The organism is Vibrio sp. QJM3NY_27 (genome assembly GCF_057785955.1).
Genome location: NZ_CM173512.1, coordinates 1,154,558 through 1,169,214, shown reverse-complemented (window position 1 = coordinate 1,169,214; position 14,657 = coordinate 1,154,558). Strand labels below are relative to the sequence as shown.

The window sequence follows — 14,657 nt, the reverse complement described above, 5'->3', positions numbered from 1 at the left end:
ATGAATGTCTAAATTGACCCCTTAAATAGTAGTAAAAAGAATATGGATAACAAGCATTTAAACGTATGTTGTGTTAAAAATTCGCAAAATATCAGTACGTATCTAATATTTGAGAGTTCCAATCCCCTCTTATGATCTGTAGAGTACGCAACCAACAAAGAACAACAGCCAATATCGTCACTTAAGCACATGCACAAAAACGCCTTAAATCCGATGTTAGCTAACAGCAAGAGAGCATAGAAATGAACAACGAACTTGATATTATCGAATCCTTAGAAGAACTAGAAAAGTTCCTAATCTCAGTGGAAGCTGGCGGTTTGGGTCTTGAAGGCGTTGAAGGTGTAGGCATGGCAACCAATAATTCAGATGGTCGTCACTTCGTTGCTGTATTCAACAGCAGCCACAAAGTTCTGCTCGCTCGCTGGATCACCAAAGAAGTTTTCGAAAATGGTAAAGACTTGGTACGTAATGGCCCTCGCCGTACTCACTAAGCCTTTCCAATAGAACCAACGATTAAGCCCAATAAGTTCCTCTAAGATCTGTTGGGCTTTTTGCATCTCCTCATCGTGAATAAACAAATCGATACAGAATAAATTAGTTCTAATTGCCGGTTGTTGTGAACTTTAACCAGAGCCCAATGTCGTACTCGCGTGAGTTGATGTTTATACGTCTTTTATCGTGTATATGCCGTTTCCCGCGTTTATATAGTTTCTCTAGTTTATACATGGTTTCACTTTAACAATTTTATGACTTGTGGCGCGAAGAGAACTTATCTAAGCTAGCCACAATTCAATGAGCTCGCTTTAGCTATTAACTATTAACAGATTTGATTACCGACTAATTTGCTGAACACATCGCTACTTTTCTTACCCACACAGAATCGCCAACAAAAGCAATCGCTTTGGGCGCTTCTCCTTACCGGACTGGTTATCATAACTTGCCTGGCGAGTACGCTGTCTGCAAATAAAGTAACGGCTTCAGCTTCCTTAGTTGGACAATCAATATTTGTCGGCGCAGAAACCAGCAACCCACATGCTGTCATCGCATCTTTAGATAAAATGTCTGAGCTTTATGCCAGCGTTTTTGGTTCAGAAGCATCTAAAGCTCTGACAACACCAAATTCAAGTTCATGCAGCCTGAGTTCGAAAATGCTGACCTTTGCCGCCCCGAAAACCGGCTGGCTGATCCCATTCGTACTTATTATTGCTGTTGCATTTAACTTACCTCCTCACATCTCGAGATTATCTAGAGACAATCATCGCTCTGCTCGACCTACAAAACACCGCTTACACCTAAAGCACTGTATATTTAGAGAGTAAATAACCGGGCTATTCCACCCTTTTATTTATTTTTTGGAGATACATTTGTGTACAACACACTACTAACTAAGTTTGTCGATTTGTTGGCATTCTGCATGCGCACATGCGCAAAAGCTTTCGTCACTGCAATCTTAGTCATGACGTCATTTACCGCCCTGGCTCAAACCACGGGCTGGATAAGCGTGCCTGAGCATCCGCCAGTTAAGATGCGAATGATGTCGACGGGGGAACAGTCGGATAACGGCGGTACCGTTCAAACTGTATTGGACGTTACACTCGACGGTGACTGGAAAACCTATTGGCGCAGTCCAGGTGAAGGTGGCATTCCGCCAAGCTGGAATTGGTCTGATTCAACTAATATAGAGTCTGTAGATTGGCATTGGCCGATCCCTAAATACTACGAACAACTTGACGTAATGACGCTGGGATACAAAAAGCACGTAAGCTTTCCTGTCACCCTAACGTTGAAAGACAAAACGCAACCCGCTGTATTTAGGGCTTCTCTCTCGTTCCCGTCGTGCACCAATATTTGTGTTTTGACTGACTATGACATCGAACTCCCTATCGACACACAGCAATTGAAGTTCGATGAAGAAGCGATGTTCTTGTTCAACCAAGGCATGAGCCAATCTCCAAGAGAAGCGAGCCGGACTTCAGTGAACGGTCTATTTTGGGACAAAAGCAAGCAACAACTGGTCACTCAACTAACCAGTAACGAAGGCTGGGATAAGCCGATGGTGTTGATTGACGGGCAAGAAGTCATCGATGACTTCTTTGCTCAACCAACCGTCCATATCACCGGCAATACGATGACCGCGGTATTTGACGTCAGCAACTGGATAGGCGAAGTCGACTTAACGGATCGCACCGTTAGTGTCACGGTTTCAGACACTAATTTTGCCGAAGAGATGACGGCTCAAGTCGGCTCAGAACCTATTGCTTATCAAGCAAGTAACAACGGTTTTCTTGCAATGATCGGCTTTGCTTTGATTGGCGGTTTGATCCTCAATATTATGCCATGTGTGTTGCCTGTATTAGGAATGAAGTTAAACAGCATCATTCAAAATCAAGGTGCATCCAATCGACATATCCGACTCTCATTCTTAGCTTCTGCGTCAGGTGTCATTACGTCATTTGCACTCCTAGCCCTTGGCATGACCGCTCTAAAAATGGGTGGCAATGCGATTGGTTGGGGAATCCAGTTCCAAAATGTTTGGTTCATCGGGTTCATGCTGATCATCACTTTGCTGTTCTCGATTAACCTACTTGGGTTATTCGAATTCAGACTACCATCAGGTTTAAACACTTGGATGGCGACTAAAGGCGACGACTCACATTCAGGCCACTTTATTCAAGGCATGTTTGCTACGCTGTTGGCAACACCGTGTAGCGCTCCATTCCTAGGAACCGCAGTCGCTTATGCACTTGGGGCAAGCTACCAAGAGTTGTGGGCTATCTTTATCGCACTCGGCATCGGTATGAGTGCACCTTGGTTAATTTTCGCGCTGTTCCCAAGTCTTACAAAACTGCTTCCAAAACCTGGGGCATGGATGTTCAGAGTTAAGCTGGTATTTGGCTTAATGATGTTCATTACCAGTCTATGGTTAGCAAGCCTAATGAGCCCATTCATTGGTAAATTCCCGACGATCCTGTTGTCACTGTTTATCGTGATTACAGTATTGATTTGGATTGGCCGTAAGTTGGGTCGCAAGGTACTTATTCCTATCGTCGCAACCACAACCTTGGTGTTTGGTGCTGCATTAATCGTAGGCAGTGTGACCGCAGACAATTGGGCGACACCGATTGTTGACGATCTCGCTTGGCAAAAGCTAGATGCAAAACAAATCCCTCAATTGGTTGAGCAAGGCAAAACGGTATTTGTCGATGTGACCGCTGATTGGTGTATTACCTGTAAGGCCAACAAGATTGGCGTCATTCTCCAAGACCCTGTCTACAGCCACCTACAGAAAGAAGATATTGTTTTAATGAAAGGCGATTGGACAACACCAAGTGAAAGTGTCACTCAATACCTACAAAGTAATGGTCGATTTGGTGTGCCATTTAATATCGTCTACGGCCCAAGCTATAAAAGCGGTATTCCACTGCCTGTCATTCTAGACAGTGACATTGTCGTTCAAGCCATCGACGCTGCGAGATAATTGATGAAGACTCCCAACAATGAAGAGAAATCTAGCACGACTGAAGACAGCGCTGTAAAGGGTGAAACCAAAAAGCCAAGTCGTCTTAAGAAGTGGGGAAAGGAACTCGTTTCAATGATACTGATCGTTGGCGTAGTTTCATTTGCGATGGACTTTTATCACAGCAGAAGCATGCCTCAAGGAAACGCGATTCCAATCGTGGGTCAGTCGATCCAAGGTAAGGATATTGATGTTATCGAGCTAAGCAAAAATGGTAAGCCCGTTATTGTCTATTTTTGGGCAACTTGGTGTAGCGCGTGCAAATTTGTGAGCCCAACCGTCAATAGCTTCAACGACTCCCATCAAGTGGTTTCGATCGCTCTGTCATCAGGCCCAGACGAACGTGTTCAGCGCTACTTAGAGGCGAAAGAGTATGACTTCCCTGTGATCAATGATCTCTCTGGATCGATCAGCAAAAGTTGGGGCATTAATGTCACTCCAAGTATTGTCATCATCAAAGATGGAAAGATTAGCAGTATCGCAACAGGCGTTACTTCACCAATAGGGCTCTGGTTAAGAACCTACTTTGCCTAACTCGCTTACAAAGAAAAACTGAGCAAAGCAAGGTGAATAACTCGATTTAGCCCGTTTAACGAACAGCATTACCGTGAGCGCGACCCAATGAGCGCTCACGATTATCAAGAATTAGAGAATATATAGCATGAAAAAACATCTGATTAGTACACTGATTTTAGGCTCACTAATGAGCACCGCTGCCTTCGCTGAGTTGAGTACAGAGCAAACCCAGCAACTTGAAGAGATTAACCAATTTCTGAAAGAGAACCCTTCTACGATCTCTGGCTTACATACCAGCTTAGAGCAGTACGTAGCAGGGCAAGAACAGTCGAAGAAAGCTCAAGCAGGAAGCCATGATTGGTTATACAACAATGACGCTCACCCAATCACGGGCAACCCGGATGGCAAATCAGTCATCATTAACTTTACCGACTATAACTGTCCTTACTGTAAGCGCTTGGAAAAAGGCTTGGTTCAATTAGCCTCTGAAAATAGCGACATCAAAGTGATCAACGTGTACTTATCGTTTAAACAACAACAAGTTGCAGGGCTAGACACCAACGCGGCGCTATACGCGATGAAAGTATGGAAAGATAACCCAGAAGCATTCCCTGAAGTTAATAGATTGCTGATGGCCAAAAGCGGTATTCACTCGAAAAGCTCACTAGAAGCCGTTGCCAAGAAGACGGGAACAGAGACGGAACTAAAAACAACTAAAGAACAAAACCAGGTTCTAACCACTAACCACCAAACGTTCAGTGCACTCGGCTTAACGGGCACTCCAACCATGATGATGAACGGAAATGTTTTACCAGGATATGTGCCTTACGACCGACTTAAAGATATCGTGGATGACGCTTTTTAATCGAGTGTAGATAGAGATAAAGACTCGAAAGATAAGTGAATAAAAGCCGACTCGCGCAAACCGCAGTCGGCTTTTTAATGAGCTTAAGATAATGTTTTCAATATTATTTTTGAAACAGAAAAGCAATCGAAGTGTCACTATCTTGCAATGGATTCTTAATTTACCCTCGCTACTCTAAAAGCTGTTCTGTCGATGAGTCAAAGACGTGTTAACTCAAGACAACTGTCCTTTGACCGAGCTTTGCTTGGTCTTTTTTTTTGCTTAACTCAGCAAGCGACAAACAAGCGCTCCCGGTTCCCTTAATGCATCCACGTTATAGCTGAGTACACGCCCAGAAGATGGTGCGTGGTAGCGGCGACATTCATTACCGAACGCATCATATTGGATGGCGAGCAGATCACCTTGTTCCACACTTTGCAAAAGCTCGACCTGAGGCAGCACAAAGCCACCAATATCAGCGCGGATAGACACGACGTTGTTGCCTTCTATCCAGTCCATACTTGGCAGCTGCTTTGCCTCTAACGGGTCTTCACCATTAAGCATTTCATAGTAAGACAGCATATTAAAAACACCGTCCACGGCTCGTTGAATCATGTCAGGCTGAGTAAACTTACCCATCCCCACTTCCACCGTAATGCTCGGAATTCCACTTCGATTCCAAACCGTTTCAAGAATACCTGGGTCACCGGGATCATTGAGAACACAATCTGGCGTCATCAACCTTGCCATTTCAAGGCATTGTTCAATTCGGTAGTCAGCAAAAACATAAAGTGGGTAGACAGCGCCACGAGTTTGGGTATGCAGGTCAACGGCGAATGTCGCATTGTGTTTGAGTAAGCGATCCCACAAAGACGCAACAAAGCGCTCTGCCGCTAAGCCATTCGCATCCCCTGGAAAGAGTCGATTAAGGTTGGCAGGGCAAGAGCCCGGATCCGAAGAGATAAAATCGCGGCTATGGTTAAGCAAACCCGACAAATTCACAGTAGGCACTATCGTTACCGTGCCTTTGAGAGTTTTACCGACTAAGTCTCTGATAATTTGCTGAGCAGCCAACACACCGTTGAGCTCATCACCGTGAATACCAGCGGTGATCATCAACTTAGGACCTGCTTGACTGCCTTTGAAAACAGAAACCGGCATGTTCTTGGGTTGCCCTAGCCCATCACTGGTTACTTGAAACCAAAACTGGTGCTCTCCAACGGGTAGGTCTTCAACATTCAAGGAGCCAATAACCTGCCTACCTTGTAAAACATCGCCTAAGTACTCTGTTTTCATCCAACGTCTCCATCTTGTTGAGCAAAATCTATTCTCTTCTAAGTTTTTGCATCATAGAGGATATCTTAATCAGTACAAACAGTTAATAAGATGAACAAGCTCTGACTTCCCCATAATACTCATTCATCTCATCATCACTTCCCCTAAATAGAAGCCTGTGAAAGTATGCACTCAAGAACATACAAGTTATATAACCATTCACAAACCACTCAGTCTATTGAAATAAAAGTGTAATAAAATCAACACTTAAAAAGTTCCCCATTCACGAAAATGTAATTTTATAGAAATGAAAGCTTAATTTAGCTGCTCTAAATTAGCTTCATATCGAAACGGAGAGCACATTGCTCACGGATTTTAAAATACAAGGTAAGTGATTATGAAAAAGGCAGTTCTAGCTTCTGCAGTGGTAGCGGCACTAGTTTCAGGTTCATCTCTAGCAGCAACAGTTTACAGCTCTGATGGTACTGAGCTTAAGATTGGTGGTCGTGCAGAATTCCGTGGTGATTTCATCGGGTCAGGCGGTAAAGAAATCGACGGAACCATGAAAAATAAAAGCCGTGTGCGTTTAAATGTTGGCGGCACTACTGAAATCACTAGCGATCTATCTGGTTTCGGTTTCTACGAAGCAGAACAAGGCGTAAATTCTTCAGCAGATAACGATGAAACTGATAACTTTAAACAACGCTATATGTACGCTGGCCTTGAAGGTAACTTTGGTGCTGTTTCGGTAGGTCGTCAAGATACAGCCGCTGCTCAAATCTCAGAAATGTCGGATGTTACTATCTACTCAGGTGATCAAAAAGCCTTCATTAACGCGGGCAACGAGCAGATTAACAACACGTTCGTGTACGCTTACGATGCTGATGCTCTTTCGTTGAAGGCAAGTTTAATCGCTGGCGAAGATAAAGATACAGACGGTTACGGTATCTCTGGTATCTACACATTGCCTATGGGCTTAGGTTTTGGTCTTGGTTACTCAGGTAATGACAATGGTACGGGTAATGGCTCTGCAACCGCTGTAATTGCTGGTATCAACTACAAAATGGATGCTCTATACCTAGGTGCCACCTACACAATGGGTGACCTAGACGACAAATCTAAGACTGAGTTCTCTGGTGTAGAAGTTGCGGCTAAGTACAAACTTACCGATCAATTTGAATTGGCTGCTTTGTACCAAAAACAAGAAAAAGACGCGACACAGAACATCACTGTAGATACAGCTGATTTCTTCGAGCTAACGGGTACATACAAGTTCAACAAGTCTATCCGTACTTACGTTGCTTACCAATTAAACAACCTAGACGATGTACAAGTTGCAGGTCTAGAGACACAAAGCGAAGATTCTCTTCGTCTAGGTCTACGCTACGACTTCTAATCTAAATCGGCTTTAGATACAGACTAAAAGGTTGGGCAATAGCTCAACCTTTTTCATATTCAAATATTCTGACTAACTTCATCAATGCTTTTTCTGGTTAAGTGGTGCTAAATCCGTATCATAGGTGAACCACATCAAATAATTAGAAGCATCATGTCACAACACCATCCGATCCAAGGCGCTAGCTGGATGCTAACCGCAGGCCTAGCCTTTGCCGTCATTAACAGCCTAACTCAAATCGCTAGCATTCATTTCGGACTTACTTCTACTACCGTTGCCGTCATTCAATACGCCATCGCGTTGTTCGCTATTCTTCCTTATCTGAAAACGCTGGGCATTCGCCGCGCGCTAAAAACCGACAACCTCAAGTTGCATGTATTCCGTGTGTTTTTATCGGTAATTGGTATTCAACTTTGGATATGGGCGCTGGCTTACCCTGTTCCTATTTGGCAAGGCATTGCCCTTCTCATGACGTCACCACTGTTTGCAACCATAGGTTCAGGGCTTTTCCTCAAAGAGAAAGTTGGAGCTGCTCGCTGGGGTGCGACCTTAGCAGGTTTCGTGGGTGCGATGGTGATTCTAGAGCCGTGGGCTGAGGACTTTAATTGGGCAACGCTACTACCGATTGGCGCCGCTTTCTTTTGGGCATGCTACTCACTAATGGTGAAAAAGCTCTCTTCACAAGACAGCCCTTCTACCATGGTGGTCTACCTTTTACTATTGATTACACCATTTAACATCCTACTTGCTGCGCCTGATTGGCAGACTCCAAGCGGCGGTACGATTTGGGCTATCTTAATTGTCATCGGTGTTATGACGGCACTCGCTCAATGGGCAATTGTAAAAGCCTACTCAGTCGCTGATGCTTCATTCGTACAACCATTTGACCACGCAAAATTACCGCTAAATGTCCTAGCAGGTTGGATTGTATTTAGCTGGGTTCCACCGGGTCGTTTATGGCTCGGGGCTGCTATTATTATTGCGTCAGTCGCATTTATAACGCACTGGGAAACGAAAAAGCCGTCAAAACTGAAGAAAGTTTAGGGTTAGTGAAATAAATAGTTCAACTGTCCGTTCTATATGGATAAGAGAATTCAAACGAGGCCGTAACCATGAAGAAACCAGTCAAGATTACACTATACCGTTGGGCAGGCAGCTGGGGTCCATTTAAAGTTAATATCCCATGTGGGGAATGTACCCTTACCAAAGACATTCTTAAGGATACTTTTGAGAATGAATTATCAGATGTCGATGTCGAACTGGAAGTGAAAGATTGGTTGTCTCACTGGTGGGAGCCTCTAAAACTGGGCTCTTGGCATGCTCCAATCCTTGTTGTTGAAGGCAAGGTTGTAAGCCAAGGCGAAGCGCTTAACCGCGGCGTGTTAGTTCAATCCGTGATCAAAGAGTGGACCAAACGCGACAGCCTAAAAGGCAACATCGTTTATGGTAAAGCGACCTGCCCATTCTGTGTTAAAGCAAAGAAAATGCTTGATGAAGCGGGTGTTGAATACCAATACCACGATGTTGTAAAAGACAGCGCAGCTTTGTATCGCATGATTCCAGAGGTCAAAGCGCACATTGGTGAGAAAACACCAGTAACCGTTCCTCAGATCTGGCTCGATGGTAAATACATCGGTGGAGCAGACAACTTAGAAGCGTGGATGAAAGAAAATGGTTTAGATACCATTCCAAATAACGTTGTCGACCTGTCCAACCAATCGGCAGGCTAAACTCACACAGAGTTACAAATCCGATCGTGAATTAATCAGTGTTTTTTTGTGTCCATCCACAACAAAACGAGCGATGACCTTCATTAATCGCTAAAACGCAAAAGGCCTTAAACTTCATCGAGTTTAAGGCCTTTTTAAATTCCGTTTTTGAAAATGCTTATTTCGCCATTTTCTTCATCATTCGCTTAAAGAACGACGGTTTCTTTGGCTTTGACTTGCCATACAATGCTTCGTGCATCATGTTTTTTGCTACCATTTGACCAAGGTATGCGTGGCCTAGTTCGTAATTCATGCTTATCTCCGCACATAATCGATTTTCTTATGCGCGGATTCTACACTTAAAGCGCCCAAAAACAAGATCTAAATCACACTTTGATGCAAGTAAATCATCCTATTGCAAAATCCGTATTCTTGTCTCTGCATCAGTCAGCATTGTATCTTTATATCAATGAGTTAATGTTAAGCCCGTCTAACCTTGATTCTCCATCCCCATTTGCAATCCAAGACATTGGTTTAGACATCCATAAAAAAAGCAGCTCAAGAGAGCTGCTTTTTAAATACTTAGCTTAGAAACACTGACCTTAAAAAGGACACTATTCGCTAATGCCTAATAATTAGTAACTAAAACACTAACTACGCTTTGGCTGTCTGTAAGTTTTACCAGCAATCTGGTACGTGTCTTTTTGCTTTAATTCGAACATAGTTTCAAAGAACCAAGCTGCAAATTTGATTAAGTCATCGCCTTCATTCATTACATGTTCGATGTACTCTTGCTCTTCGCCTTGTTCATTTTCTTGAAACGTCACGTGGTAAATACGCTTTTCGCCTTCTACTTCAGCTAGCGCAAATTGACCTGTTAGTGATCCAGCAGCCTCAGCGACTTCTGTATCCTCATTGGATTTCAATAGCTCAAGCGCTTGAGGCAGGCCATCTAGTGCGCAGATAGCTTTTACCAGTACTTCAAATTCATTTTGCTGCATGTTTATTACCTATTAAATGGACGCAGGTATTGTAGAAAACCATCCATACAAATACAACGTATTAACGACTGTACTCTGAACTATAGCGAGCTAGTTGCTTAACTGTACTCTACTTCAGCTGTTTAACTGTACTCTACTTCGGTAGCTGCGGCTTTCTTATTCATTTTGGTTGAAGACCAAAGGACTGTACCCATGCAAGCACCAATAATCAGATAAAACCCGCCGAGTTGTAAGTGAGTTGTCACCCAGCTTTCTACTAGATACCCACCCAATAAACCCGCTAAACACATCTGAATTGAGCCAGACAATGCAGACACTGCACCCGCTTGTTTCTTATGGGGTTCTAATAACATGCTGATTGATAGTGGGAACGAGATGCCTTGTGCTATCGCCAACCAAGTAAACGCCCAAACTAAGTTAAAGATGGATAACTCATGAGTAAGAAGCCAAGTTCCCGAAGACAAAATGATCAAAATCGCAAGGCTCATCAATTGCGGAGTGCTAAACCTACGGTTGAGCAAGTTCAAAGCCACGCTACCTATCAGTAAACCTGCCGAAGGGACAATCATCAATGAGCCATATTCAGCGGCGGTCAGCCCCAATTGCTCTTGCATTAAGAATGGAAACAGCGATAAAGATACCAAACTTGCCATGTAGCTCATCCAGTTATAACTGGCACTGGTCAACACTTGGCGGTTAGTCAACAAGCGTCCGTAGTTCTTCACTACTTGGCAGGCATCAAAGCGACTCTTTCCATATGGCAAAGTCTCAGGCAACACAAAGTAACCCAGCGTAAATATTGCCAGTAGATAAAGAAGAACAAACAGGAACACCGCCTGCCAACCGAGGTGAAATGAAATCCAACCACCAAATACGGGGGCAATGATCGGCATGATCGAAGCGGTGATCGAAATATAAGACAACGCTTTGGTCAGTTGAGGGCCATCATAGCTGTCGCGAAGCACACTTCGTCCGAGAACCGAGGCGCTGCCCGCCCCTAAACCTTGCAATAAGCGACCAACCTCTAGCGCCGTCATGTTGTCAGAAAAAACAACACAAACGACAGTACCAATCAAATAAACACCCTGACCTAACAAGAAGATAGGTCTTCTTCCCACTGCATCGGACATCGGCCCGTAAAATAGCTGTGACAGGCCAAAACCCACAAGAAACAGCGTGACGAGCAGCTGTACATCTACCTGAGTCACACTTAAATCAGAAGCAATTAACGGCAATGATGGCAAGTAGATGCTCACACCCACCTGCCCCGTAGCAATAATCATCATTGCTAAAAGTAACGGCGTTTTTTTAAAGGTCGATTGGCTCAAAAAATTCCCTATTCGTTTGATATTTGTTCATGATATAAGTTTATATTCAAAACCAGTAATTGATAATTAACCAAATTGGAATTTAATTAAGTCCTAGCAGGAAATAATATGGATTGGATTCTCAACGTAAAAAGCTACGTTAGAGTAGTGGAAGAAGGCAGTTTCAATGGCGCCGCTCGCAAACTTAATACCACCAGCTCAGCGATCAGCAAAAGAGTAAACTGGCTCGAAGAGCGTATCGGTACTCAACTTTTAAAGCGCACCACTCGCTCGATTAACCAAACCGAAGCGGGAGCACTCTTTTACTTGCGGGCCAAGGATCAACTCGACAATTGGCAATCAATTATTGATGAGACTCGCTCGGTTAACCAAACCCCGGCAGGCCTCTTAAAGATAGGCGCGACGATTGCTGTTGGCTCTAAATTTCTGGTGCAATACATGGACGACTTCTTAGAAAAATACCCAGACATTAAGGTACAGCTGATCACCACGACTCCTGGTCAATTACCTGAACTTGGCTTGGATCTGGTGATCAGTCGTGAACTGGAACAGCTCAACTCATTAAGCTTCAAGAAAACACCGCTGTTTGAACACAAGGCCAGTTTCTATGCTGCGCCGAGTTATCTTGCCAAACATGGTTATCCCACCAACGAGCAAGACTTAGAACAACACAACTCCTTAATATGGGGAGAGCGCCCTACCCGTGAAGTCACACTCACCAAAGGGCAGCGCATCACTTTGAACGGCAACTTTGCGACCACCAACCCTGAGGCTTTGTTTCACGCGGCGAAACGAGGAATGGGTGTGCTGTTAACCATCAAAGCAATGATCAAAGAGGATCTTAAACAAGGGACATTAGTTCCAGTATTGCCAAATATTACCGCCGACGAAGTGATGGTTTACGCGTACTACCCTAAGCTTGATTACTCACATACGCGAACCAAGTTATTTTTGGACCATTTGAAAGATAGGCTAGATAAAGAGAGAAATAACCAAATTTTGTGAAATAAGTCTCAACTTAATTTGAAAAATGATACAACGCGGCCAATAATAAACTAAGAGCATATAAAAATAGATGCGTATAAACTAAACACACAGGCTTACACGCTGGATCTGGTTAACTAGGGATGGTAGCTATGACTCAACAAACGTACAACAATATGATAGACACTGAGCGTATAGGGCGCTTGCTCAAGTTGGAAGGTATCGACCTTTTGGAATCAGCAGTGCTTACTCTACACCAAATGTTCGATACTAAGTACACCACTATCATTGAGAAAAAGTACTTTCCAGACCAAATTGTTCCTTTAGTTATTGCTCATTCTGATCACGTCTTGCATGACAGAATCAACCCTCGTCATGGGCAAATCTATCAGCAAGCCGTCAATCAAAACCACCCTGATTGCTCATTTGCTCAATACGTTGTCAAATCACTACCTACGTCTGCCTTTCGGCAAGAGATTACCTCACAGAATTCCATTGCGATTCCTACACGGACTCAAAGCGGTGAAGTCATGGGGGTACTTTTTTCTACGTTTACTTCCCCAATGAGTAATGCTCAGCAACAAGAAGCGATTAAACATCATCAACTTTTTTCGGATATCATCATCCACACCCTGCGTGAGATGTGGTTCAACGATCGCTCTGAGCAATTGGTCAATCAACTCAGTTATGAGGTCTCACACGATAGCTTAACAGGTTTACTTAACCGCAGTTGCTTATCCGATACGCTAGAATCAATCACTCAGCAAAACTCAACACCGTTCACGTTAGCAATACTGGACATTAATAGTTTTAAAGCGATTAACGATCTTCACGGCAACTATGTTGGAGACAAGGTACTGCAACATCTGGCTGAGATTTTGAGACGAACACTCCCTGAAAATAACCTCACCTTTAGAACGGCAGGAAATGAATTCGCCTTCATCACCTATTACGCCGACCCAACCGCAATTTGTGACCAAATCATCGCCAAAGTAAAACAAGGGTATAACAGTATTGATCTTAGGATCGATTTTGATATCAGCATAGGCATCGCAGGATCAGCCGGAGATAGCAAAGACGTAGAGCAAATCATCTTCAACACCAGCTTAGCGTTGAAAGAATGTAAGCAATATTCGGGTACCCATATCAAGTGCTATGACACCCACTTAAGATCTCGATATCAGAGAAAGACCGAGTTAATTGCGGCCTTGAGAAATGAACTTGAAAACTCTATCTCGCTGAACAGCGGAATGTATGTTGTGGCTCAGCCGATTGTTGGTCAACAAGACAAATGTTGGAAGTATTTCGAAGTACTCACTCGTTGGAAAACAGAAAAGCACGGCGACATATCCCCAGTTGAGTTTATACAGGTAGCAGAAGGATCCGGGCTAATTGTCGAGCTGGGTGAACGCATTATCGAACTGGTATGCCGAGCTAAAACGACATTAGAAAAAGGCTTAGGATACAAGGTTAAGCTCGGAATAAACTGTTCCGCCCATGAGCTTACCGACTCTAAGCGTTACATTTCCTACCTCACTCGGACCATTGAACAGCATCACTTTAAGGCTGATGAGTTTGTTATTGAGCTGACCGAAACAGTATTGCTATCTCCAACTCAAGACACCAAAGACGCACTCAACTTTTTGCGAGAACAAGGCTTTACGATTGCGCTAGACGATTTCGGCACCGGTTACTCTAGCTTGAATTACATTCACAGCTACCCGATTGACTGCATTAAAATTGATGCAATTTTCATTCAAAATTTACTCACCAATTCGACATCAGAGAGCGTTGTTTGGTTGATCATCCAGCTTGCTCATCGACTCAACGTATCACTTGTCGCAGAGGGTGTGGAAAAGCGTGAACAGCTAGAGAAACTTCACGATATGGGGTGCGACAAGATCCAAGGATACCTATACTCGCCTCCTATGCGACCTGAAGCTATCGTGAGTTTAGTGACTCATTCAGAAGCACTCATTCAAAGCCCATAAAAATTAAAAATATAAAGCAGTAGCCAGACCAAAATCTAAAAAGCCGCGAAGCATGACTAAATACTGAAGTATTTAGAAAAGCTCTCGCGGCTTGAT

At 43.6% G+C, this 14,657-nt stretch carries 14 protein-coding genes; 10 read left to right on the top strand and 4 right to left on the bottom strand.

The features are described from left to right. Positions 1–242: 242 nt before the first annotated feature. From AC3CIA_RS20885 to AC3CIA_RS20865, 5 genes are all read left to right on the top strand, one after another. Complete coding sequence (locus tag AC3CIA_RS20885; protein WP_004731805.1) at positions 243–491, top strand: hypothetical protein; 249 nt, start codon at positions 243–245, stop codon at positions 489–491. Between the two features lie 351 nt (positions 492–842). Continuing rightward, entirely contained in the window at positions 843–1,319 is a 477-nt protein-coding gene (locus AC3CIA_RS20880) for a hypothetical protein (RefSeq protein WP_065207018.1), read from the top strand. A 95-nt stretch (positions 1,320–1,414) separates the two neighbouring features. Continuing rightward, the gene (locus AC3CIA_RS20875; protein ID WP_488519650.1) at positions 1,415–3,478 is read left to right on the top strand and encodes a protein-disulfide reductase DsbD family protein; all 2,064 of its coding nucleotides are present in this window, start codon (positions 1,415–1,417) and stop codon (positions 3,476–3,478) included. 3 nt (positions 3,479–3,481) lie between these two features. Then, entirely contained in the window at positions 3,482–4,051 is a 570-nt protein-coding gene (locus tag AC3CIA_RS20870; RefSeq protein WP_488518977.1) for a protein disulfide oxidoreductase, read from the top strand. Positions 4,052–4,178: 127 nt separating this feature from the next. After that, positions 4,179–4,898, top strand: a complete 720-nt coding sequence (locus AC3CIA_RS20865) for a DsbA family protein (protein ID WP_488518976.1) — start codon at positions 4,179–4,181, stop codon at positions 4,896–4,898. A gap of 261 nt (positions 4,899–5,159) precedes the next feature. Here the strand turns inward: AC3CIA_RS20865 and AC3CIA_RS20860 are convergent, their stop codons facing one another. Continuing rightward, positions 5,160–6,173, bottom strand: coding sequence for a succinylglutamate desuccinylase/aspartoacylase family protein (locus AC3CIA_RS20860; protein WP_146456450.1), 1,014 nt, complete (start codon positions 6,171–6,173; stop codon positions 5,160–5,162). Between the two features lie 376 nt (positions 6,174–6,549). Between AC3CIA_RS20860 and AC3CIA_RS20855 the strand changes: the two genes are divergently transcribed. The 3 genes from AC3CIA_RS20855 (at position 6,550) to AC3CIA_RS20845 (ending at position 9,278) form a co-directional block, all read left to right on the top strand. Continuing rightward, on the top strand, positions 6,550–7,548 hold the full coding sequence (locus AC3CIA_RS20855) for a porin (protein ID WP_171311613.1): 999 nt from the start codon (positions 6,550–6,552) through the stop codon (positions 7,546–7,548). A gap of 153 nt (positions 7,549–7,701) precedes the next feature. Further along, on the top strand, positions 7,702–8,592 hold the full coding sequence (locus AC3CIA_RS20850) for a DMT family transporter (RefSeq protein WP_017089881.1): 891 nt from the start codon (positions 7,702–7,704) through the stop codon (positions 8,590–8,592). A gap of 68 nt (positions 8,593–8,660) precedes the next feature. Then, the gene (locus AC3CIA_RS20845; RefSeq protein WP_004731823.1) at positions 8,661–9,278 is read left to right on the top strand and encodes a glutaredoxin domain-containing protein; all 618 of its coding nucleotides are present in this window, start codon (positions 8,661–8,663) and stop codon (positions 9,276–9,278) included. A 157-nt stretch (positions 9,279–9,435) separates the two neighbouring features. Here the strand turns inward: AC3CIA_RS20845 and AC3CIA_RS20840 are convergent, their stop codons facing one another. The 3 genes from AC3CIA_RS20840 to AC3CIA_RS20830 form a co-directional block, all read right to left on the bottom strand. Next, positions 9,436–9,570, bottom strand: a complete 135-nt coding sequence (locus AC3CIA_RS20840; RefSeq protein ID WP_267136081.1) for a hypothetical protein — start codon at positions 9,568–9,570, stop codon at positions 9,436–9,438. A 337-nt stretch (positions 9,571–9,907) separates the two neighbouring features. Continuing rightward, positions 9,908–10,258: a hypothetical protein gene (locus AC3CIA_RS20835; protein ID WP_114634842.1), complete on the bottom strand. Its 351-nt coding sequence runs from the start codon at positions 10,256–10,258 to the stop codon at positions 9,908–9,910. 122 nt (positions 10,259–10,380) lie between these two features. Continuing rightward, entirely contained in the window at positions 10,381–11,586 is a 1,206-nt protein-coding gene (locus AC3CIA_RS20830) for a multidrug effflux MFS transporter (RefSeq protein ID WP_171311611.1), read from the bottom strand. 108 nt (positions 11,587–11,694) lie between these two features. On the opposite strand from AC3CIA_RS20830, the gene AC3CIA_RS20825 reads away from it, so the two are divergent. Together AC3CIA_RS20825 and AC3CIA_RS20820 are read left to right on the top strand one after the other, a co-directional pair. Further along, positions 11,695–12,591, top strand: coding sequence for a LysR family transcriptional regulator (locus AC3CIA_RS20825; RefSeq protein WP_004731832.1), 897 nt, complete (start codon positions 11,695–11,697; stop codon positions 12,589–12,591). A gap of 131 nt (positions 12,592–12,722) precedes the next feature. Then, positions 12,723–14,561, top strand: a complete 1,839-nt coding sequence (locus AC3CIA_RS20820; protein ID WP_488518975.1) for a putative bifunctional diguanylate cyclase/phosphodiesterase — start codon at positions 12,723–12,725, stop codon at positions 14,559–14,561. Positions 14,562–14,657 lie beyond the last annotated feature (96 nt).